Consider the following 20514-nt stretch of genomic DNA (forward strand, 5'->3'; position numbering starts at 1 on the left):
GCATCGACTCACGAGCGCTCACTTCGTGCGTTCGCCTACCACAGATGGGCATGCAACTGCAGTGCGGCGCGACTCAACAACCACGCGCGGCGCTGCGCCACCGTTGCGCAGAGCGATTCTGCGACCGCCCACCATCGCCCGCCGGCGCGACGCATGGGCCGCAGCAGGAATGACACACCCTCCGCTAGCGCAGGATACAAACGCCTGCGCAAGACGACACCGCCATCGCACCTTGCATGTCAGCCGCAGCCTTCGACGTAATCCACCTGCGGCGGCTTGCCCACGCGCCAGCTGGTGACTTTGCCGTCTGCATCGGTCTCGAATACCAGCGCGGTCTGCGTGGCAGCGTCGGGGAGACGCAGCGTCAGCGCGCCTGGAATGTACTTATGCGGCTGCTCGGTCAGGCCGTCGGGGTACAACGCACGCAGCTGCGCCAATGTCATGCCGACCTTGCCGCCGCCCGGCGCCGTCTCTTTCGCTTCGTTGGTCTGCAAGCGCACCAATTGCCCGCCTTCGAACATGAAGCCCAAGCGACGCGCATCGCTGGCCCACCGTGGGCGCAGCAGGTAACAGCCATTATCGGGTGCCGCCTCGCCCTGCAAATCGCCACCCCAGGCAGCCCGCGCCTGGCTGGCATCCATCCCAAAGCGCAAATCGCCATAGCCATCCATGCGCGCAAGCGCAGCGGGGTCCTGCTGGGTGCGCGGTGGAAATGTGCCAGCTGGCGCCGTGGCCGGCGGGACAGTGGCCGCCGGTTGGTCGTCAGCGGCCGCAACCGGTGCGTGCTCGGCGTTGGCGGGCGTGGCCGGCGCGGGCGATTGGTCGGCGCGGTTGCAGCTGGTCAGTACGAGCAATGCGCTCATCAGGCCCAATAGTCTGTATGTCATCTGCGCGTTTCCTAGAGTTGCAGTACAGCGTACACAGCCACCATCGCGACCTTGTGGAGAGCGTGGCCACACACCGTCGCCGCCATGTCATCGGCGCTTCATTGGCGGGCGTCACGCTATTGGCTTCGCAGGACCGCCGCCATGATCCCACGCAAGACCGAGCTCGCCCTAACCACGTTGCAATCGCACCGCAGCCCGCTGACGCTGCTGCAACGGCGCGCGTTGATCCTGGCCGACGGCCAGCGCGATCTGGCCACGCTCGCCATGCTGCTGGGCGGCGACGGCACAGGCTTGGTGCAGAGCCTGTGCGCGATGGGGTATCTGGATCTTGGACCCGCTGCAGGCGGTGCTGCGGGTCAAACGCGCACGGCAGCCACTGCCGCGCTGCCCGATGTGCACGAAGCACCCGTGGCCCTACCGGACGCAGGGCCCAGCGAAGAAGAGCTGCGGCGCCTGCGTCGCCGTGCAGCGACCAATGCACGCCTGTATTTGCTCGATATCCTGCAGTTGCAACGCAATGCCCTTGCCGCTGCGCTGCATCGGCAACTGCACGCCGCGCGCGACGACGATCAGATCCGCACGACCATCGCCGAGGCGTTGCACGCGCTGCCGCAGATCACCTCGGCGAGCTACGCCGAACGTGTCCGTACACGGATCGGCGAGCTGCTGCCGGAGACCTTGCAAGCCGCGTGATACATCCGCGTGATCTGGCAGTGGTGGCCAGCGCGCGCCGACCGGCTCTTGCCGAGTCGCTCAACATGCGCAGGGGCTGGAGCCGAGCGCCGCATCACCGCAACGGCAGCAGCCCGCTCACCCACCGCTCGCATCACATCGCTGACGCACAGACAGAGCAGCTGCAGTCCGGCTTGGGAGCGTCGGACCCCTGCCGCTCAGCCGCCAGGCGCAGCCGGCTGGTACTCGGGGCAGGCATCTGGCCGCCATCCACTCCAGGCACCGTGTGCCTGAGCATCGTCCGCACCATCTGCCAATTGCTTGCGAGGTCTTGGCCGCGCGCTAGGTTGCGTCTTCCGTTGTCGGCGGTTGAAACGCAGCGCGCAATCCGGACCAGCACTGCTGGTAATCGGCTTGCCGATGGGCGGCGTTCAATGCCTGCTGCGTAGGGCGCAACACCGCGCGCGTTTCGAACATGAAGGCCATGGTGTCGGCGATCACGTCCGGGCGCGTGAGATCTGCCTGTGACGCCTTGTCGAAGGTGGCCGCATCCGGGCCGTGCCCGCTCATGCAGTTATGCAACGAGGCGCCACCGGGCGCGAAGCCTTCGGCCTTGGCATCGTAGACGCCATGCACCAGGCCCATGAATTCGCTGGCGACGTTGCGATGGAACCACGGCGGGCGGAAGGTGTGCTGTGCCACCAGCCAACGCGGCGGGAAAATCGCAAAATCCATGTTCGCCGTCCCGTGCGTGTCGCTGGGCGAGGTCAGCACGGTGAAGATGCTGGGATCGGGATGATCGAAACTGATCGAGCCGATGGTGTTGAAGCGACGCAGGTCGTAACGATAAGGCGCGTAATTGCCGTGCCAGGCGACGACATCCAGCGGCGAGTGACCGATGTCGGCACGCCAGAGATGGCCCTGGAATTTGGCCACCAGTTCGAACCTGCCTTCGCGTTGTTCGAAGGCGGCGCGAGGGGTCTGGAAATCGCGCGGATTGGCCAGGCCATTGGCGCCGATCGGCCCCAGGTCCGGCAGGCGCAGCAGGCCGCCGAAGTTTTCGCAGACGTAGCCACGCGCTTCACTATCGAGCAGTTCCACCCGGAAACGCACACCGCGCGGTATCACGCCGATCTGTTGCGGCTCCAGTTCGAGCACGCCCAGTTCGGTGCAGACCCGCAACCGGCCGAGCTGCGGCACCAGCAGCAGCTCGCCGTCGGCGTCGTAGAAGAAACGATCGCGCATGGAGGCGTTGGCCGCATACAGATGCACGGCCACGCCGGTCATCGCCTCCGGGCTGCCATTGCCGGCCATGGTGTACAGGCCATCGACGAAATCGGTGCGCGTGGCCGGCAACGGCAACGGCAACGGACTCCAGCGCATCTGATCCGGCGGCACCGGGCCGCCGCCGAAGTCGTTGTGGAGCCGAGACTGCTCGATCAGCGAGAAACGCCCATGCACCGCTGCCGGACGAATGCGGTACAGCCAGCTGCGCCGGTTCTCGCCGCGTGGCGCGGTGAAGGCGGTGCCGGACAACTGCTCGGCGTACAGGCCATGCGCCACGCGCTGCGGTGAGTTCTGCCCGACCGGCAGACTGCCGGCCACCGCCTCGGTTGCGAACTCATTGCCGAAGCCGGTCATGTAGGAAGTCTGGTCATGCATGGGCGTGGGCTCTTTGGTTGCGGCACCACCGTTGCAGGGAGGTGCGATGATTGCAGGGAGGTGCGATGTTAGAGAAACGCAATGTTCAAGCCCCTCTCCCACCGGGAGAGGGGTTGGGGTGAGGGTACGGCGTCGCGACTATCGTGAAGATCGCCTCAACCACAGCATCCAGCGAAAGCAGCACATCGTTATTCCAAAAGCGCAGCACGATCCAGCCTTTCGATTGAAGCCACCGCGTCCTTGCCTGATCGAAGGATGCCTGATGCTGCGATCCGTCCAACTCAACAATCACCTTAGCTTCAATGCAACAAAAGTCTGCGATGTACGGTGGAATCGGATGCTGCCTTCGGAACTTGAAGCCTTGGAGCTGATTCCCACGCAGACGGCGCCATAGTGCACGCTCTGCGTCGGTCATGTGGCGACGCAATGCGCGTGCGTGGGCACGGGTGACGGTAGGCAATGGCGGTTTGATTTTCATCGCTCCACCGTACCCTCACCCCAACCCCTCTCCCGTGGGGAGAGGGGCTTCAAGCACGTCCGTTTTCATGGGCTTTTCTTATCAGACAGCCTGGTCTTGCTGAGGTGGCGCTCGAGGGTCTTGCTCCAAGCGAATCCCGAATCCCGAATCACCAATACCCAATCCCCGCCCTCAAAGCACCCCGCGCTTGATCTGATCGCGCTCGATGCTTTCGAACAACGCCTGGAAATTGCCTTCGCCAAAGCCTTCGTTGCCCTTGCGCTGGATGATCTCGAAGAAGATCGGGCCGATGCAGTTGGTGGTGAAGATCTGCAGCAGCTTGCGCTGCTTGGTATCGGGGTCGGCGTCGATCAGGATCTTGTTGCGGCGCAGGCGTTCGACATCTTCGCCATGTGCGGGGATGCGCAGGTCCACCACATCGAAATACGTGTCCGGCGTATCCAGGAAACTCACGCCGGCGGCGCGCATCTTTTCCACGCTGGTGTAGATGTCGTCGGTAAAGCAGGCGATGTGCTGGATGCCTTCGCCCTGATACGCGTCCAGATACTCGTTGATCTGGCTCTTGGGGTCGGAGGATTCGTTGAGCGGGATGCGCACGATGCCGTCCGGCGCGGTCATCGCCTTGGACACCAGGCCGGTCTTGGCGCCCTTGATGTCGAAATAGCGGATCTCGCGGAAGTTGAACAGGCGCTCGTAATAGTCTGACCAGCGCTGCATGTTGCCGAAATACAGGTTGTGGGTCAGGTGGTCGATGAAGGTCAGTCCGAAGCCGGCCGGGTGCTGGTCGGCACCGTCGATCGGCTCGAAATCGGCGTCGTAGATACTGCCGGACTCACCGTAACGGTCCACCAGGTACAGCATGCAATCGCCGATCCCCTTGACCACCGGCGCCGGAACCGCGCGGGTGTCGGGCTTGTTCTGCACGGCTTCACCGCCGTTGCCCAGCACCGTCTGTAGCACGGTCTCGGACGGGGTGCGGAAGCGGATGGCAAAGCCGCAGGCGCAGGGGCCGTGCGCGGCGGCGAAATCGGCAGCGAACGAATCGGGATCTTCGTTGAGCAGGAAGTTGACCCCGCCCTGGCGATAGACGGTAATGGGGCGGCTGCGGTGACGCAGCACCGCGCTGAAGCCCATCTTGCGGAAATAATCGTGCAGCTGTTCCCCCTGGCCGGCCGGTGCGGCGAATTCGACGAACTCGAAGCCGTCGATGCCCATCGGATTGTCGAAGGTGGTGACCTGCATGCCAGGATCGGGGCGGGTTGCAGTGGTGTTCGGTTGTGCGCTCATCTTCGTTTCTCCACGCTTGGGGGGCCGCAGGGCTATGCGGAGTAGCAGAAGACCCGCGAGAATGCGCAGGCCACCCTCGGTTTGTAGTTGCAAATGAAACCAAAATCAAGACACAGTGCAACATGAGCGATCTCGACAGCCCCCACCCGCCGCAATATCCCGTGCTGCTCAACCTCGAGCAGTTCCTGCCGTATCGCCTGAGCGTGCTGTCCAACCGTATCAGCAGCAACATCGCCAAGGTATACGGCGATCGTTACGGCATGGCGATTCCCGAGTGGCGGGTGATCACGATCCTGGCGCTGTATCCGGGTTCCTCGGCCAGCGAGGTCTCCGACCGCACGGCGATGGACAAGGTGGCAGTCAGCCGCGCCGTGGCGCGCCTGCTGGAGCGCGGCTTCATCCGCCGCGAGACCCATGGCGACGATCGCCGCCGCTCGATGCTGGCGTTGTCGCCGGCCGGGCGGCAGGTCTACGAGACCGTCGCGCCGCTGGTCAACGAGATGGAACAACGGCTGATGTCGGTGTTCAGCGCCGAAGAACAGCAGGTCCTGGAAACGCTGATCGACCGGTTGGCCAAGGACGGGCTGCCGCGCATGGCCAGCAAGGACTGAACAGCGCTACGCCGAGAGCCAATGCGTGGTGCCTTGGCGCCGCGCAGGATCGGATCCGGTTGCAATCGGCGCTGGCGCAGCACTGGCCTGGATGCCGTGCCGCGGCGCTGTCGCGCGATTTCGATAGATTGTCGGCGCGCTCGGAAACGACTGTTCGCTGGCTCGCAAATCGCGCATTGACGCAGCGCATCGCATGCCGGTGTGCGCTGCCGTCGCCAGCAAGGCCTCATCACATCGCGCCAGGGCTGCGCGCGTGAAAGTCACAGGCTGAGTTCGCGCCGAGCGATAGCCATCGGCACGATGCAGACAAAAACCCCCGCAGCAATGCGGGGGTTTTTGTGTGACGCGTTCGCCCAGCATCAGGCCTGCGGTGGCGCCCACTGCTTGAGGAAATCGAACAGCTTCTTGCGGTCGAAACCCTCGCCCTTGCGCAGCTCCGGGCCGGACTGCGTGGTCAGCAGCTTGCCGTCGCTGTCCAGCACCAGCAGCGACGGGGCGTCGTTGAGCTGGGCGAACGCCGACAGGAAGGCAGCGTTCTCGTTGGCTGCATCGCGGTTGACCTTGACCACCACGAAGTGCGCGTCGCGGAAGCTGCGCAGTTCCGCATCGCCGCCCATCAACTCGTCCAGCGCCTTGCAGGGCTCGCAAGCGGCATTGCCGACATTGAGCACGATGCGCTTGCCGCCGCGCTTGGCCTCGACCTTGGCCGTCTCCAGATCGGCCGCCGGATCGCGCGAGGGGTCGTATTGCGCATTGAGCGCAGCGGCCGCGGCGATGTCGGCCGCGGTCGGCGTGTTGCCCGAAGACACCGGTTGGCTGGGATCGGCGCTGGGCGGCTTCTGCATCGAGGTATCCAACGGCTTGGGCGCCTCCTGCGGGCTGCTGGTCTGCCCGCAGGCGCTCAACAGACCGGTCAGCAGCAGGCCACAGACAAGGGGTTTGATCGGCATCGCTGTTCTCCTCACTTCACACCATGCATCAATTTATTGATCAGCGGCGCGATCAGGAACAGCAACGCGCCGGCGCCCACCAGCGCCCAGAACCCGAACGTATACCCACCCAGCGCCGAGGACACGCTCATGCCTTCGTTTCCGCTGACATGGCCGGCGAAAATGCCCGACAGGTTGTTGCCGATGCCGGTGGACAAAAACCAGCCACCCATGCCGAAACCGACCAGGCGTACCGGGGCCAGCTTGGTCACCATCGACAGGCCGATCGGCGACAGGCACAGCTCGCCGACCGACTGGATGACGTAGACCATGAACAAGGTCCAGAACGGAATCTTGCCGGCGTCGTTGACCAGGCTGGACAGCGCAAACATCAGCAGCAGGAAGGCCAGGCCGTTGAACAGCAGGCCCAGGCCGAACTTGCGCGGAATCGACGGATTGAAGCGGCCGGACTTGACCCAGATCCACGCGATGACCGGTGCCAGCGCAATGATGGCGATGGAGTTCACCGACTGGAACCACGCGGTGGGGAAGGTCCAGCTGCCGAAATTGCGGTTGACGATGTTGTCGGCCAGGAAGGTGAACGAGCTGCCGGCCTGTTCGAAGAACATCCAGAACAGCACGTTGAAGGCGAAGATGATCAGCATCGCGATCACCTTGTCGCGCTGTACCTTGCCTTCACGGATGCCTTCCACCAGCAGCATCACCGACAGGCCGATGAACAGCACCGTCAGCACGATCTGCAACACGTCCGCACCGACGGCGAGCAGGAAGTACACGCCTGGAATCGCCAGCAGGCAGCCCACCAGCACCATCAGCACGCGGCCCATGCCCTGCGCGTTGGGCGCCGGTGCGCCGATGCCCTTGAGCTGGACGCGGCCGAACCAGAACCACACCAGGCTGATCAGCATGCCCACGCCGGAAGCCATGAACACCATCTTGTAGGACGGCATGACTTCAGTGCCGAACACCTTTTCGGCCAGCAACTGGGTCAACACCGGCGAGATCATCGCGCCCAGGTTGATGCCCATGTAGAAGATGGTGAAGCCGCTGTCGCGGCGCGGATCGGCCACCGAATACAGCTTGCCGACCATGGTGGAAATGTTCGGTTTGAACAGCCCGTTGCCGACCACCACGGTGGCCAGGCCGATCTCGAACATGGTGTGGTCGGGAATGGCGATCAGGAACAGGCCGGTCGCCATGACGGCCGCCCCGACCAGGATGGAGCGCTGGTAACCGAGCACGCGGTCGGCCACGTAGCCGCCGAAGATCGCCGCCGCGTACACCAGCGCCAGGTAGGCGCCATAGGTCCGCCCCGCCGGCGCCTGGCCGGTGGCATCGCCATTGAAGAACTGCGCCACGATGTACAGCACCAGCGCCCAGCGAATGCCGTAGAACGCAAAGCGTTCCCAGAATTCGGTCATGAACAGCAGCCACAACGGCCGGGGGTGGCCGAGCAACGTGGGGAACTCGGGAGGCGCCGGCGGCTGCGGCGGTGTGGAGGCGGATGTCGGCGCGGTCGCGTCAACGCTCATAGAGGTCCCTTGCGTATTCAGTGATGGCTGGGTGCACCGAGGCGAGCCCGGGCGACGCGCGAGGATCACTTAGACGTCATGTACGCGTCAAATTCGCCGGAGTCAGCTGCCTGATGGCCGTGGGTGGAGTTGGCGGAATTTGGCCGCGTGCTGGGCGCCAGGGGCCGGCGTGAGATCGCGCCGGCCCTCTTCCGAAAGCACACGCGCTTGCGTGCGCTTGCCTTGCCCTTGCGCATGCTTGGCCTTGCTCAGCCCTGCGCGGTGTCCGGGGCGCCTTGCGGGGGGCGGCCGTCCACGCCCACCGAGGTGCGCACGTCGAACAGTTCCGGGAAGAACGTCAGCGCCAGCGCCTGCTGCAGGAAGCCGACGCCGCTGGAGCCGCCGGTGCCGCGTTTGAAGCCGATCACCCGCATCACCGTGCGCATGTGGCGGAAGCGCCACAGCTGGAACTGGGTTTCCACATCCACCAGGTCCTCGCACAGCGCGTACTCGCGCCAGTAGCGGTCGGTGTTTTCGTAGATGCGCTCGAAGACCGGCCGCAGGCTGTCGTCGGCCACGTGTGCGGCGGTCCAGTCGCGGGCCTGGTAGTGCTGCGGAATCGCGTGACCGAAGCGCGCCAGATAGCGCAGGAACTCCTCGTACAGGCTGGGTGCTTCCAGCGCCTCGCGCAGCCGCGCCTGGCCGTGCGGGTCGTAGGCGAACACCTGCAGCATCTGCGGGTTCTTGTTGCCGAGCAGGAACTCGATGTAGCGGTATTGCAGCGACTGGAAGCCCGACGACGGCCCCAGCACGTCGCGAAACCCCATGTATTCGCTCGGGGTGAGCGTTTCCAGCACCGACCACTGCTCGGTCAGTTGCCGCAGGACCTGCTTGCTGCGCGCCAGCACCTTGCGGCATTGCCAGACCTCGTCGCGCTGCAGATGCACGATGGCCGCGCGCAACTCGTGCGCCAGCAGCTTCAGCCACAGCTCGGAGGTCTGGTGCTGGATGATGAACAGCATTTCATCGTGATGCGCCGGCTCGGACAGGGGCTGCTGCGCAGACAGCAGCTGGTCCAGCCGCAGATAGCCGCCGTAGGTCAGCCGCCCCTCCAGATCGGTGTGGATGCCAGGTTCCAGGTCACGCAGGTTCTTGTCGACGGGCATGGCATCGCGCTGAAGATCGGGCCACGCAGGGTAACGCAGCGGCCGGGATTCGGGATTCGGGATTCGGGATTCGGGATTCGGGATTGGCGGATGGCGGATGGCGGATGGCGGATGGCGGATGGCGAAGCGTATTGGCCCACGGCTATCGCCGGCCCTGGCTGGCTGCTTGCAGCCCTGGCGGGATTGCCTGAGGGGATCGGGGCCAGCGAGATACGTGCGCAGGTACCTCGTAGAAAATCCGTATGCACGATTGGCACGCTCAGGCCTCATTGTCGAGCCCGCTTCCTTCAGCTTTGAACCACTTGGCAGGCGCCCGGTGCGGTCTCAGCCACTGCGCCGCTGTCACCATATCGTCAACCTAGGTCTGCAAATTCATGCAGAATCGAACGGCGCTGCCGGCCAGGGACGTGGCCGGACCAGGGGAGCGTTTCACGTCTCAAGGATCAGGGGACTCTCATCTCATGCATGTGTTGCAGCGTCGTGCAGCCGTATTTCTGTGTGCGCTGGCCGTGGCCGGCCACGCCAATGCCCAGGTCGTCATCAGCCAGGTCTACGGCGGTGGCGGCAATAGCGGCGCCACCCTCCGCAGCGATTTCATCGAGCTGCACAACATCGGCAGTGCCCCGGTCAGCCTGGATGGCTGGTCGGTGCAGTACGCCTCCGCGGCCGGCAGCAGCTGGCAGGTCACCCCGTTGGCGGGCACTGTCCCGGCCGGCGGCTATTACCTGATCAAGCAGGCCGACGGCAGCGGCGGCAGCGTGGCGCTGCCCACGCCCGATGCCATCGGCACGCTGGCCATGAGCGGCACCGCCGGCAAGGTGGCGCTGAGCAATAGCGCCTCCGCGTTGAGCGGCACCTGCCCCACCGGCAATGCCGATCTGGTCGGCTATGGCAGCACGGCCAGCTGCGCCGAAGGCAATGCGCCCACGCCGGCCCCCAGCAACACGCTGGCGGTGCTGCGCGGCAACGACGGTTGCACCGATACCGACAACAACGCCGCCGACTTCGCCACCGGCGCGCCTGCCCCGCGCAATGCCGCCAGCCCCGCGCGCCTGTGCAGCGGCGGCGGCCAGCCGGTCGCCACGCTGGCCGATGTCAGCCAGGCCGAAGGCAATGCCGGCACCCGCAGCTTGGTGTTCACCCTGAGCCTGAGCCAGCCGGCCGGTGCGGGCGGGGTGAGCTTCACCGCCGCCACCGTCGATGGTACCGCCACTGCCGGCAGCGACTATGTCGCCCTGCCCGCCACCACCCTGCGCATCGCCGCTGGCGAACGCAGCGCCACCATTTCCGTCGATGTCCTGGGCGACACCACGCCGGAGCCGGATGAAAGCTTCCGGCTGCAGATCAGCGGCCTCACCGGCGCGCTGCCGGCCACGCTGAGCGCCACCGGCACCATCCTCAACGACGACTTCAGCCTGTTGCCGATCCACGCCATCCAGGGCAAGGGGGCGCGCTCGCCGCTGGAGGGCCAGGTGGTGGCCACCTCGGGCATCGTGACGGCACGCCGCAGCGCCGGGTTCTTCCTGCAGGCGCCCGATAGCGAAGCCGACGCCGACCCGTCCACCTCCGAAGGCGTGTACGTCTACACCGGCAGCGCACCGCCGGAGGCGGCCGCCATCGGCAACCGGGTGCGCGTGCAGGGCACGGTGATCGAATACGTGCCCACCGCCGACCCCACCCAGCCACCGCTCACCGAGATCGGCGGCAGCCTGACCGTACTGGCCGATTCCACCGGCAACCCGTTGCCGATGCCGGTGGCGTTGAGCGCGAACTTCCCCAACCCCAACGGTGCCTTCGATCAGCTCGAAGCGCTGGAAGGCATGCGCGTGGCCGCCGCCAGCCTCACCGTCAATACCCCCACCGGCGGCAGCGTCAACGAGACCAACGCCACGGCGACCAGCAATGGCGTCTTCCATGCCGTGGTCACCGGCGTGCCACGCGCCTACCGAGAGCCGGGCGTGCAATTGCCCGACCCGCTGCCGGCCGGCTCGCCTGCCGGCGTGCCGCGCTGGAATACCAATCCCGAAGTGATCGCGGTCGGCAGTGCCGGCGTCGGCGCCGAGCGGCTGGATCTGGCCTCCGGCTGCCAGGTGCTCGATGTCGTCGGCCCGCTGGATTACAGCTTCCGCCGCTACACGCTGTATCCGGAACGCACCCCGCAGGTGAGCTGCAACGGTGCCGACCAACCGCGCCCGGCACCGGTACCGCAGGCCGACGACGTGGCCGTGGCGACCTACAACATGGAGCGCTTCTTCGACGACCAGAACGACCCGGCGATCGGCGAACCGGTGCTCACGCCGGCCGCCTTCCAGGCCCGCCTCAACAAGGCCTCGCTGGCGATCCGCAACTACCTGCACACGCCCGACATCCTGGGCACGGTGGAAGTGGAAAACCTCAGCGTGCTGCAGACCCTGGCCGCGCGCGTCAACGCCGATGCGGTGGCCGCCGGCCAGCAGGATCCCAAGTACGTGGCGTACCTGCAGGAAGGCAACGACGTGGGCGGCATCGACGTCGGTTTCCTGGTCAAGACCGCACAGATCGCCGGCGGCGTGGCGCGCGTGGAAGTTCTCTCGATCGCTCAGGAAGGCAAGACCACCACCTGGACCGAGCCGGGTGGCGGCGTGAGCCTGCTCAACGACCGCCCGCCGCTGGTGCTCACCGCCAACGTGCACCAGGCCGACGGCCGCGTGCTGCCGCTGACCGCCATCGTGGTGCATCAGCGTTCGCTCAACGGCGCCGAAACCGACGATGCGGCCGGCATGCGCATCCGCGCCAAGCGCCAGGCGCAGGCCGAGTATCTGGCGCGCCTGCTGCAGACGCGTCAGCAATTGAACCCTGACGAAAAAGTGCTGGTCATGGGCGACTTCAACGCCTTCGAATTCAACGACGGCTATGTGGATGCGATGGGCACCGTCACCGGCAAACCGGCGCCGGATGCGCAGACCGTGGTGGGCGGCGATGGCACCGATCTGGTCAACCCGGATTACACCGACCTGACCTGGTTCAACACGCCCGACCAGAGCTACTCGTACGCCTTCGACGGCAACGTGCAGTCGCTGGATCACATCCTGGCCAACGATGCGCTGATGCGCGCGCCGCAGATCGCCTCGCTGTCGGTGGGCCACGCGCGCATCAATGCCGACTTCCCCGGCACCGCGCGTAACGATGCCAATACGCCGACGCGGCTGTCCGATCACGATCCCACCGTGGTGCTGTTGCGCATGACCAAACAGGTCAATGCGGACCTGGGCGTGGCGGTCACTGCTGCGCGCGATCAGGTCACCGAAGGCGAGCGCATCGATTTCAGTGTGGACGTTGAAAACCGCGGCCCCGACAGTGCGGCGTTCGCTGCGGTTGCCTTGGCGTTCGATGCCGCAGTGAGCCCACGCGTCACCGCCGCACCTGGCTGGGTGTGCCAACCGCCGCAGACCGGCACCCAGACGGTGGTCACCTGCACCATTGCAGCGTTGGCAGCCGGTAACGCGCAGAACTTCTCGGTGCAGGTGGAGGCGGGTGCGGCATTGGCCGGACGGACGTTGACCCTGGCTGCATCGGCGGCCTCGCAAACCCCCGATCCGCAGTCGGGCAACGACACCGATGCGGCCAGCGTGACGGTACAGGCGCAACCCCGCAGCGACCTGGCGGTACGTTTCGACGGCCCAAGCAGCCTGCCGACCACCGCCTTCAGCGCCACCTACCGCGTGCTGGTGAGCAATGTCGGCGCCGCACCGGCGCAAGGCTCCGGCCTGGTGATCGAAGGCAACACGGTGTCGGCGTTGTCGCAATTGGTACCGCCGCAAGGCTGGCGTTGCGACAAGCAGACCCAATCGCTGCGTCGGGCCCGCTTCGTCTGCAGCACCGCCGCGGTGGTACTGCCCGGCGCGCAGGCAACTTTCCAGTTGACCGTCGCTGCCAGGCCCATCCCGGCCGACGGCGCGGTGCGGGTGCAGGCCACGGCCACCTCGCGTTCGCCCGATGCCAACCCAGCCGACAACACTGCGCTGATCGTCACGCCGATCGGCGGAGGTGATGGGCGCCGCTGATCGCAGTGCAACACGTCGCAGTTCTCTACTGCGACAAAGGGCGCGGCCTGGTCCGCGCCCTTTTTTTTGTGCAAGCCAGCATGATTGTCTGCTGCGGTGCAGGACAGCGTTTTGCTTCGCCGTCCTTAACATGGCAACTCATATCATTTGAAACTTCTTGATGAAGGTGTCGTCGCAATGAGCGTAGCCGCGCAGTTCCAGATCGACTATCTGCAATACATGGACGCGGACGGCCAATGGGTCCGCGACGACCTTCCGGCCGACGCCGCCAACCCGCAACAGCTGCTCGCCCTGTTCAAGCGCATGTTGTTCGTGCGCACCTTCGACACCAAGTCGGTGGCCTTGCAGCGCACCGGCAAGCTGGGCACCTACGCGGCCTGCATCGGCCACGAGGCCACGCATGTGGGCATCGGCGCTTCGATGCGCAGCGGCGATGTATTTGCGCCCAGCTACCGCGAATACGGCACCATGTTCGAACGCGGCGTGCGCCCGCGCGATGTGCTGCTGTACTGGGGCGGCGACGAACGCGGCAGCGACTATCCGCGCGATGCCGATGCGGCGATCGACTTCCCGATCTGCGTGCCGATCTCCACCCAGTGCCTGCACGCGGCCGGTTCGGCGCTGTCGTTCAAGCTGCAGGGCAAACCGCAGGTTGCGGTGGCCTGCTGCGGCGACGGTGGCAGCTCCAAGACCGACTTCTATGCCGCACTCAATTCGGCCGGCGCCTACAAGCTGCCGCTGATCCTGTGCGTGATCAACAACGGCTGGGCGATCTCGGTGCCGCGCTCGGCGCAGACCGGCGCGCAGACGCTTGCGCAGAAGGGCCTGGCCGGCGGCCTGCAGTGCCTGCAGGTGGACGGCAACGATCTGGTTGCCGTGCTCGAAGCCATGCGTCAGGCACGCGTGCGCGCACTGGCCGGCGATGGCGGCACGGTGATCGAGTTTTTGACCTATCGCCTGTCCGACCACACCACCGCCGACGACGCGCGGCGCTATCGCGGCGAAGAAGAGGTCAAGCAGGGCTGGGCGCGCGAACCGCTGCTGCGCCTGCGCCGCTACCTCACCGCGCAAGGCCTGTGGGACGCCGCCCAGGAAGACGCCTGGAAGGCCGAATGCAGCGCGCGCGTGGACGAAGAGGTCAACGCCTATCTCAACACGCCGGTGCAGCCGGTCGAAGCGATGTTCGATTACCTCTACGGCGACCCGCCGGCCGAGTTGCTGGCACAGCGCGCCGAGGTGATGGCGCTGGAGTCGCGCCATGGATGAGCTCACCCATGTGCCTGCCGACACCTCCCAGCACGCCAGTGCCCCCTACAACGCTGCGGCAACGCGCGGAGAGATCGCCATGAGTTCGCCCATCACCCTGATCGAAGCCATCACCCAGGCGCTAGCCTGGGAGCTGGAACACGACCCCGCGGTACTGGTGCTGGGCGAGGATGTCGGCGTCAACGGTGGCGTGTTTCGTGCCACCGCCGGCCTGCAGCAACGCTTCGGCAGCGACCGCGTGCTGGACACGCCGCTGGACGAAACCACCATCGCCGGGCTGAGCGTCGGGCTGGCCGCGCAAGGCATGAAGCCGGTGGCCGAAGCGCAGTTCGACGGCTTCGTGTATCCGATGGTCGACCATCTGATCTGCCACGCCGCCCGCCTGCGCAACCGCACCCGTGGCCGCCTGCATTGCCCGATGGTGCTGCGCGTGCCGTGGGGCGGTGGCATCCGCGCGCCGGAACATCACAGCGAAGCCAACGAAGCCATCTTCACCAACGTACCGGGCCTGCGCGTGGTGCTGCCGTCCTCGCCGCAGCGCGCCTATGGCCTGCTGCTGGCCGCCATCCGCGACCCGGATCCGGTCATCTACATGGAGCCCAAGCGCATCTATCGCCAGTACAAGGAAGTGGTGGCCAACGACGGGCAAGCGCTGCCGCTGGATGTGTGCTTCGTGCTGCGCGACGGCACCGATGTCACCCTGGTGACCTGGGGCGCGCAGGTGAAAGAGGCGCTGGAAGCGGCCGACAAACTCGCTGGCGAAGGCATCAGCGCCGAGGTCATCGACGTGGCCACGTTGCGCCCGCTGGACTTCGACACCATCGCCGAATCGGTGGCCAAGACCGGCCGCTGCGTCATCGTGCAGGAAGCCCCGCGCACCGCCGGTTTCGGTGCGGAAATCGCCGCGCGCCTGGCCGAACAGTCGATGTACGACCTGGTGGCGCCAGTGGAACGCGTCACCGGTTACGACACGCATATCCCGCTGTTCCGGCTGGAAATGAAGTTCCTGCCGAGCGTGGAGCGCATCGTCGCCGCGGCACGTCGCGCGGTGGCTGCCGGCTGATATGCGCGCCCGTCTGCTTTGCGACCATCGCGCCGCCTACGCCAACCCGGTCCGCTTCCAGGCAGGCCAGCAGGTCGGCGTGGGCGTGCGCGACGAAGAATGGCCGGCGTTTGCCTGGGTCACGACCGATAGCGGACGCGCCGGTTGGGCGCCGCTGGCCTGGTTGCGCCCGCTGGGGGACGGCCGGGCCGAAGCCCTGCGCGATTACGACGCACGCGAACTCGATGCCCAGACAGGCGAGGACGTGTTGCTGCATCACGAACACGGTGGCTGGTGGTGGTCCGAACGTGCCGACGGCACGCAGGGCTGGCTGCCGGCCGCCGACCTTGAACTCCTCGACGACACCACGCCGCAGCTGCCGGCCGCGCAAGAGAACCTGCCATGAGCGACAACAAGAATTTCCACCTGCCCGACCTGGGCGAAGGCCTGCCCGACGCCACCATCGTGGAATGGTTCGTCAAGGAGGGCGACACCGTGCGCCTGGACGACCCGCTGGTGTCGATGGAAACCGCCAAGGCGGTGGTCGAGGTGCCCTCGCCGTTTTCCGGGACCGTGGTCAAGCTCGCCGGCGCCGCCGGCGATGTGATCGTGACCGGCTCGGTGCTGGCGCAGTTCGCGCTGGATGCCTCGCAGCCGCAACGCGCCGACGGCCAGGACACCGGCCATTCGCATGGACCGGCGCCGACGCACGCACCCACGCCCAGCACCGGCGACAGCGCGGCTGGGCACACCACGCGCGTGGTGGCCTCCGATAACGGCGGCGAAATTGCCGATGCCGATGCCGATGCTGGCGATGGCAGCAGCGATCGCGACGATGCCGGCACCGTGGTCGGCGCGATGCAAAGCTCCAACGCCGTGCAGAGCGAGCAGGCCATTACCGTCGGCGGCGTGCGCGCCATGCCGGTGGTGCGCGCGCTGGCGCGCAAGCTGCGTGTGGACCTGGCACAGGTGCGCGCTACCGGCCCGGACGGCACGGTCACGCTGGCAGACGTAAAGCACGCAGCGGCCGCCGGTACCGCGCAGTTCTCACCCGGCGCGCATGGCGCGCCGACCTCTCCTGCCAGCGGGAGAGGTGGTCCGATCGGTGATGGTGGGAGAGCTGCTGGGAGCGCTGCCGACGGCAGGGATCGATCCGCAACAGCACCCCTTCTTCCGCCTGCGGGAGAAGGTGCCCGCAGGGCGGACGAGGGCAACGCCCGCTCCACGCTGTCGGCCAGCGGCAAGCCGATGCGCACCCAGTCGCCCGGCATCAGCACCAAGGGCCAACCCGAGCAACTCAAGGGTGTGCGCCGCAACATGGCACGTGTGATGGCCGATGCACACACCAAGGTGGTGCCGACCACGCTCAACGACGATGCCGATCTGCACGCCTGGCAGCCCGGTAACGATGTCACCGTGCGTCTGGTGCGCGGTATCGTGCGCGCCTGCCAGGCGGTGCCCGCACTCAATGCCTGGTTCGACGGCGACGCACTCAGCCGCACCCTGCACCACCAGGTCGACATCGGCATTGCCGTGGATACCGAAGAAGGCCTGTTCGTGCCGGCGTTGCGCAACGCCGACATGCTGGATGCGCATGGCATTCGCGAAGGCGTCAACCGGCTGCGCCAGCAGGTGGAAAGCCGCAGCATCGCCGCGTCCGAACTGAGCGGCTACACCATCTCGCTGTCCAACTTCGGTATGTTTGCCGGCCGCTACGCCACGCCGGTGGTGGTGCCGCCCTGCGTGGCGATCGTGGCCGCCGGCCGCGCGCGCTACCAGCTCACCCCGGTGATGGGCGGCGTGGAAACGCACAAGGTGATGCCGCTGTCGCTGACCTTCGATCACCGCGCCGCCACCGGCGGTGAAGCGGCGCGCTTCCTGCGCGCCTTGCTGGACGATCTGGCGTTGGCCAACTGAGCACTTGCGCGGCGGCTTGCCGGCTCGCCGCGCAGGCTGGAAAACGCCCCGGCAGCAACCGCGAACGCGGGTACACGCAGATGCGCGCGTGTGCCAGGTGGACGAGCGCAATGCAGCGGATGATTTCCAACGTCAGCGGCGCCCGCAGCCGCGCAATGTTGCGGTGTGCTAAGGAACCTCGATCAAGCGCCAGGTTGGTTGCACCAAGTTCAGATTCGCGGCATGGACAAGAACACGGCGCCAGTGCTGACGTCGCTTGCGCTCTCGTATCTGTCACGATGCGCCGGCAGCCGCTGCCACTGGATGATCCTGCCTGGCGTAGCGACAAGCCCTTCAGACACAGCAAACCTCATTCGACAAGCCTGCCGTTGCGCTTTCCATCAGGGTCGCCTTATTACATACCGAAAAAAAGCCCGCTGGGAAGCGGGCCTGTGAAGGTAAGGAAAGTAAATAATATTTGGTAATTGTCTCAGGATTCTAAGGCGTGACGGATCTTTCGGGCTCTGGATGCTTCGATTGACATGCTGTAGGTCTTATCGCGCTGGACCTGGAACTCCTCCAGTCTACGGCTCAGCGACTCCTTGTAGACAGCGGCCCTGCCTGACCTCACGTCGGTACCCGACGCGCCAGGCTGATCTGCCTCGAGCTCGTCGATGGTGCGCCTGGAATGCGCATGCTTGTAGAAGTTTGCCGGCAGCAACCTGGTTCCTTTAAGCAAATAGACGCCAAGCTCGTTAAGGTGCTGACTTTCGGGAGTCATCCCCTTGATATTTCCTTTCTTTCGAAGATCTTTATGCCATTGGTCAAAGGTGCTTCTTTCCTGGTATGCCGCCAGGGCATAATCAAGAGAAAATATGACACACCCACCGATTGACTTAAGTGCTTCCGCCTCAATCACCGCAAACGAAATTTTCCTACCGAACTGAGACGTGAGATTTTCTCTCATTTTCACGAAACCAGGCATGTGGTCCGGGTTATAAGTGTCGACTCCCCGTAATTCAATGCCAGCTAAAACTAGAGGTCTGCGGTTGATGTTGATCACGGAACTCGACGGGCGTTAGCCCGCCCAGGCTGTCGTGCGGGATCTGTTGGTTGTAGTCGGCGAGCCACTGTTCGGTCTGTTCGCGGACCTCGCTTAGCGTGCGGAAGATGTGCATGTCCAATACGCCACGCCGATAACTGCCGTTGAAGCGTTCGATGAAACCGTTTTGCATCGGACGCCCCGGCTCGATGAAATCCAACGCGATACCCTTGCGCTCAGCCCACTCGGCCAAGGCCAATGCAACAAATTCCGGGCCATTGTCCAAACGCAACTTGTTCGGATAGCCGCGCCAGGCTGCGATGCGTTCCAACGTGCGGATGACGCGGGCGGCCGGAAGATTCAGGTCCACATCGATGGCCAAGGCTTCCCGACTGAAATCGTCGATGACATTGAACGTGCGGAACCGCCGACCATCCCATAACGCATCGGACATGAAATCGATCGACCATCCAGCATTGGGTCGATCGCCGCATGCCAGCGGCTTTGGATAGCGCGTCGGGACCCGGCGCCTGCTGCGACGTCGTTGATTGAGTTTCATCAAGCAGTACACGCGCCAGACCCTTTTGTGATTCCACACATGTCCGCGACGGCGGATGATCTGAAAGAGCTTTCCAAATCCACGCTCGGGAAAACGCTCGGCCAACTCGGACAACAGCGCGATGACCTCCTCGTCGCGATCGGGACGGCGCCGATAGCGCGCTGTCGAGCGAGCCACGCCAACTACTGAACAGGCCCGGCGCTCGCTCCAGCCATGCCGCTCGACGAGCCAGGCCAGAAGCGGGCGTTTGTGCGTCGGGTCTACAGCTTTTTTGCGATGACATCCTTCAATGCATGGTTTTCCATCGCGAGCTCGGCGTACATGCGCTTGAGCTTGCTGTGCTCGGTCTCCAGGTCGCGGAGGCGTTGCACGTCAGCGGCCTCCATGCCGCCGTACTTGGACTTCCAGACGTAGTAGGTCGCCTCGGAAATGCCCAGCTCGCGACAGACATCCTTGACCTGGCGGCCGCCCTCGACCTGTTTCAGCGTGGCGACGATCTGGCTCTCGGTGAACTTGCTCTTGCGCATTGTTGGTCTCCTTGGTGGCTAGTGTGCTGGAGACCTCTAGTTATGGCTGGATCAATTTTACGGGAGACTGACATAAGCAGATGCAGGTTCCAGCGCGATAATCGACGTATGACCACTCTCGTGATTGCGCACGTCGAATGCGACGCGATGCCACTTTCTCGGATCTTCGTCCAGTCGCACTACCGCTCTTAGGGGCAATCCTGTCTTATGCCAGCGACTCAGATCATTCAAGAATTCTCCCGGTGTGTCGAAGCTGCGCAAATTTAGATTGTTTAATCTATTGTCGTATGAGCGGACCAGATGAGGGAGATTTTCAATGTCCATCAGCCGAAGTGACTCGCTGATGGGTTCATTTCGCCTCAGTTGATCAAGGGTTGCGTTGGCATAGGAGACCAGGCTTGGCGGGGCTAAATGTCCGCGCGACTCCACCGCATCCGACAAGGCCTCGGCCTTCTTGCGAGGCCTTGTCGGGAGAGCGGAAAAAGCAGAGTTACTGGGCGGGGAATCCGGCGGCGGAGAGGCCGGAGGCGTAGACGCCTTACTGCTGGGTGCTGAGTCAGCCTCCGGAATATGATGTTGAAAACGACTGCTGCTTGAGCCGCCCACTCCTAATGATCTGAAAAATTTCTTCATTTTTTACCACCATTTTTTGTATGGATCTGAATTGCACTCTTATGGAGTCGCACATATATTAGATCGCGCTAATCGAAGAACTCGGTTTCGTTGCGCGAAGATCTAGGCAATAATGCGAAAAGCTGAAAAACCCTGAACGAAGCACTACAGATAAGCGACACTAATTCACACTGAAGAGTGATCTGCGCAACTGATGTTCGGTGACTAACCGACCCCAAAAAAGCCGGGCCACGGCCGTGGATTAGTCGCATTGGACGCAGCACACCTCGGGTCGACATACCG

General features: G+C 64.8%; 15 protein-coding genes and 2 pseudogenes. 7 read left to right on the plus strand and 10 right to left on the minus strand.

Translation table 11 applies throughout. From position 1 onward, the window contains the following. Window positions 1-239: 239 nt before the first annotated feature. Window positions 240-863 carry a lectin gene (locus AC1POX_RS19705; protein WP_122273598.1) on the minus strand — a complete coding sequence of 208 codons (624 nt, stop codon included), beginning with the start codon at window positions 861-863 and terminating at the stop codon, window positions 240-242. A gap of 165 nt (window positions 864-1028) precedes the next feature. Between AC1POX_RS19705 and AC1POX_RS19710 the strand changes: the two genes are divergently transcribed. After that, on the plus strand, window positions 1029-1580 hold the full coding sequence (locus tag AC1POX_RS19710; protein ID WP_008575544.1) for a hypothetical protein: 552 nt from the start codon (window positions 1029-1031) through the stop codon (window positions 1578-1580). A 321-nt stretch (window positions 1581-1901) separates the two neighbouring features. On the opposite strand, the gene hmgA is transcribed toward AC1POX_RS19710, so the two are convergent. From hmgA to hppD, 3 genes are all read right to left on the minus strand, one after another. Further along, window positions 1902-3221: a homogentisate 1,2-dioxygenase gene (gene hmgA / locus AC1POX_RS19715; protein WP_014089175.1), complete on the minus strand. Its 1320-nt coding sequence runs from the start codon at window positions 3219-3221 to the stop codon at window positions 1902-1904. An 85-nt stretch (window positions 3222-3306) separates the two neighbouring features. Next, window positions 3307-3699 (minus strand): endonuclease domain-containing protein, encoded by a 393-nt coding sequence (locus tag AC1POX_RS19720; RefSeq protein WP_051876349.1) that lies wholly within the window; start codon window positions 3697-3699, stop codon window positions 3307-3309. Window positions 3700-3870: 171 nt separating this feature from the next. Next, on the minus strand, window positions 3871-4986 hold the full coding sequence (gene hppD / locus AC1POX_RS19725; RefSeq protein ID WP_372356502.1) for a 4-hydroxyphenylpyruvate dioxygenase: 1116 nt from the start codon (window positions 4984-4986) through the stop codon (window positions 3871-3873). Window positions 4987-5108: 122 nt separating this feature from the next. Between hppD and AC1POX_RS19730 the strand changes: the two genes are divergently transcribed. Beyond that, entirely contained in the window at window positions 5109-5597 is a 489-nt protein-coding gene (locus AC1POX_RS19730) for a MarR family winged helix-turn-helix transcriptional regulator (RefSeq protein ID WP_008575539.1), read from the plus strand. A gap of 359 nt (window positions 5598-5956) precedes the next feature. Here the strand turns inward: AC1POX_RS19730 and AC1POX_RS19735 are convergent, their stop codons facing one another. The 3 genes from AC1POX_RS19735 to AC1POX_RS19745 all read right to left on the minus strand — a co-directional run bounded on the left by AC1POX_RS19735 (window position 5957) and on the right by AC1POX_RS19745 (window position 9224). Further along, window positions 5957-6547 carry a thioredoxin family protein gene (locus AC1POX_RS19735; protein ID WP_008575538.1) on the minus strand — a complete coding sequence of 197 codons (591 nt, stop codon included), beginning with the start codon at window positions 6545-6547 and terminating at the stop codon, window positions 5957-5959. Window positions 6548-6558: 11 nt separating this feature from the next. Beyond that, the gene (locus AC1POX_RS19740) at window positions 6559-8079 is read right to left on the minus strand and encodes a peptide MFS transporter (RefSeq protein ID WP_011346143.1); all 1521 of its coding nucleotides are present in this window, start codon (window positions 8077-8079) and stop codon (window positions 6559-6561) included. A gap of 248 nt (window positions 8080-8327) precedes the next feature. Continuing rightward, entirely contained in the window at window positions 8328-9224 is an 897-nt protein-coding gene (locus tag AC1POX_RS19745) for a tryptophan 2,3-dioxygenase (protein WP_029818459.1), read from the minus strand. A gap of 461 nt (window positions 9225-9685) precedes the next feature. Here AC1POX_RS19745 and AC1POX_RS19750 point away from each other — a divergent pair, with 461 nt between their 5' ends. From AC1POX_RS19750 to AC1POX_RS19770, 5 genes are all read left to right on the plus strand, one after another. Then, window positions 9686-13267 carry a lamin tail domain-containing protein gene (locus AC1POX_RS19750; protein ID WP_372356503.1) on the plus strand — a complete coding sequence of 1194 codons (3582 nt, stop codon included), beginning with the start codon at window positions 9686-9688 and terminating at the stop codon, window positions 13265-13267. 177 nt (window positions 13268-13444) lie between these two features. Further along, window positions 13445-14533, plus strand: coding sequence for a pyruvate dehydrogenase (acetyl-transferring) E1 component subunit alpha (pdhA, locus tag AC1POX_RS19755; RefSeq protein ID WP_008575531.1), 1089 nt, complete (start codon window positions 13445-13447; stop codon window positions 14531-14533). Next, on the plus strand, window positions 14526-15596 hold the full coding sequence (locus AC1POX_RS19760) for an alpha-ketoacid dehydrogenase subunit beta (protein ID WP_011346140.1): 1071 nt from the start codon (window positions 14526-14528) through the stop codon (window positions 15594-15596). The genes pdhA and AC1POX_RS19760 overlap by 8 nt, the downstream gene beginning before the upstream one ends. Window position 15597: 1 nt before the next feature. Then, a complete protein-coding gene (locus tag AC1POX_RS19765) occupies window positions 15598-15981 on the plus strand; it encodes an SH3 domain-containing protein (RefSeq protein WP_008575527.1) in 384 nt (127 codons plus the stop codon). After that, on the plus strand, window positions 15978-17492 hold the full coding sequence (locus tag AC1POX_RS19770; protein WP_372356504.1) for a dihydrolipoamide acetyltransferase family protein: 1515 nt from the start codon (window positions 15978-15980) through the stop codon (window positions 17490-17492). The genes AC1POX_RS19765 and AC1POX_RS19770 overlap by 4 nt, the downstream gene beginning before the upstream one ends. A gap of 469 nt (window positions 17493-17961) precedes the next feature. On the opposite strand, the pseudogene avrRxv (AC1POX_RS19775) reads toward AC1POX_RS19770, so the two are convergent. From avrRxv (AC1POX_RS19775) to avrRxv (AC1POX_RS19785), 3 genes and pseudogenes are all read right to left on the minus strand, one after another. Next, window positions 17962-18474 (minus strand): annotated as a pseudogene (gene avrRxv, locus AC1POX_RS19775) (type III secretion system YopJ family effector AvrRxv); the annotation flags it as partial. A 16-nt stretch (window positions 18475-18490) separates the two neighbouring features. After that, a protein-coding gene (locus AC1POX_RS19780; protein WP_122272034.1) for an IS3 family transposase occupies window positions 18491-19599 on the minus strand; the annotation gives its coding sequence in 2 pieces (ribosomal slippage) (window positions 18491-19338 and window positions 19338-19599; 1110 coding nt in all). Between the two features lie 72 nt (window positions 19600-19671). After that, a pseudogene (gene avrRxv, locus AC1POX_RS19785) lies at window positions 19672-20287 on the minus strand (type III secretion system YopJ family effector AvrRxv); the annotation flags it as partial. Between the last annotated feature and the right edge of the window lie 227 nt (window positions 20288-20514).

Source organism: Xanthomonas sp. NCPPB 3442 (genome assembly GCF_056725145.1).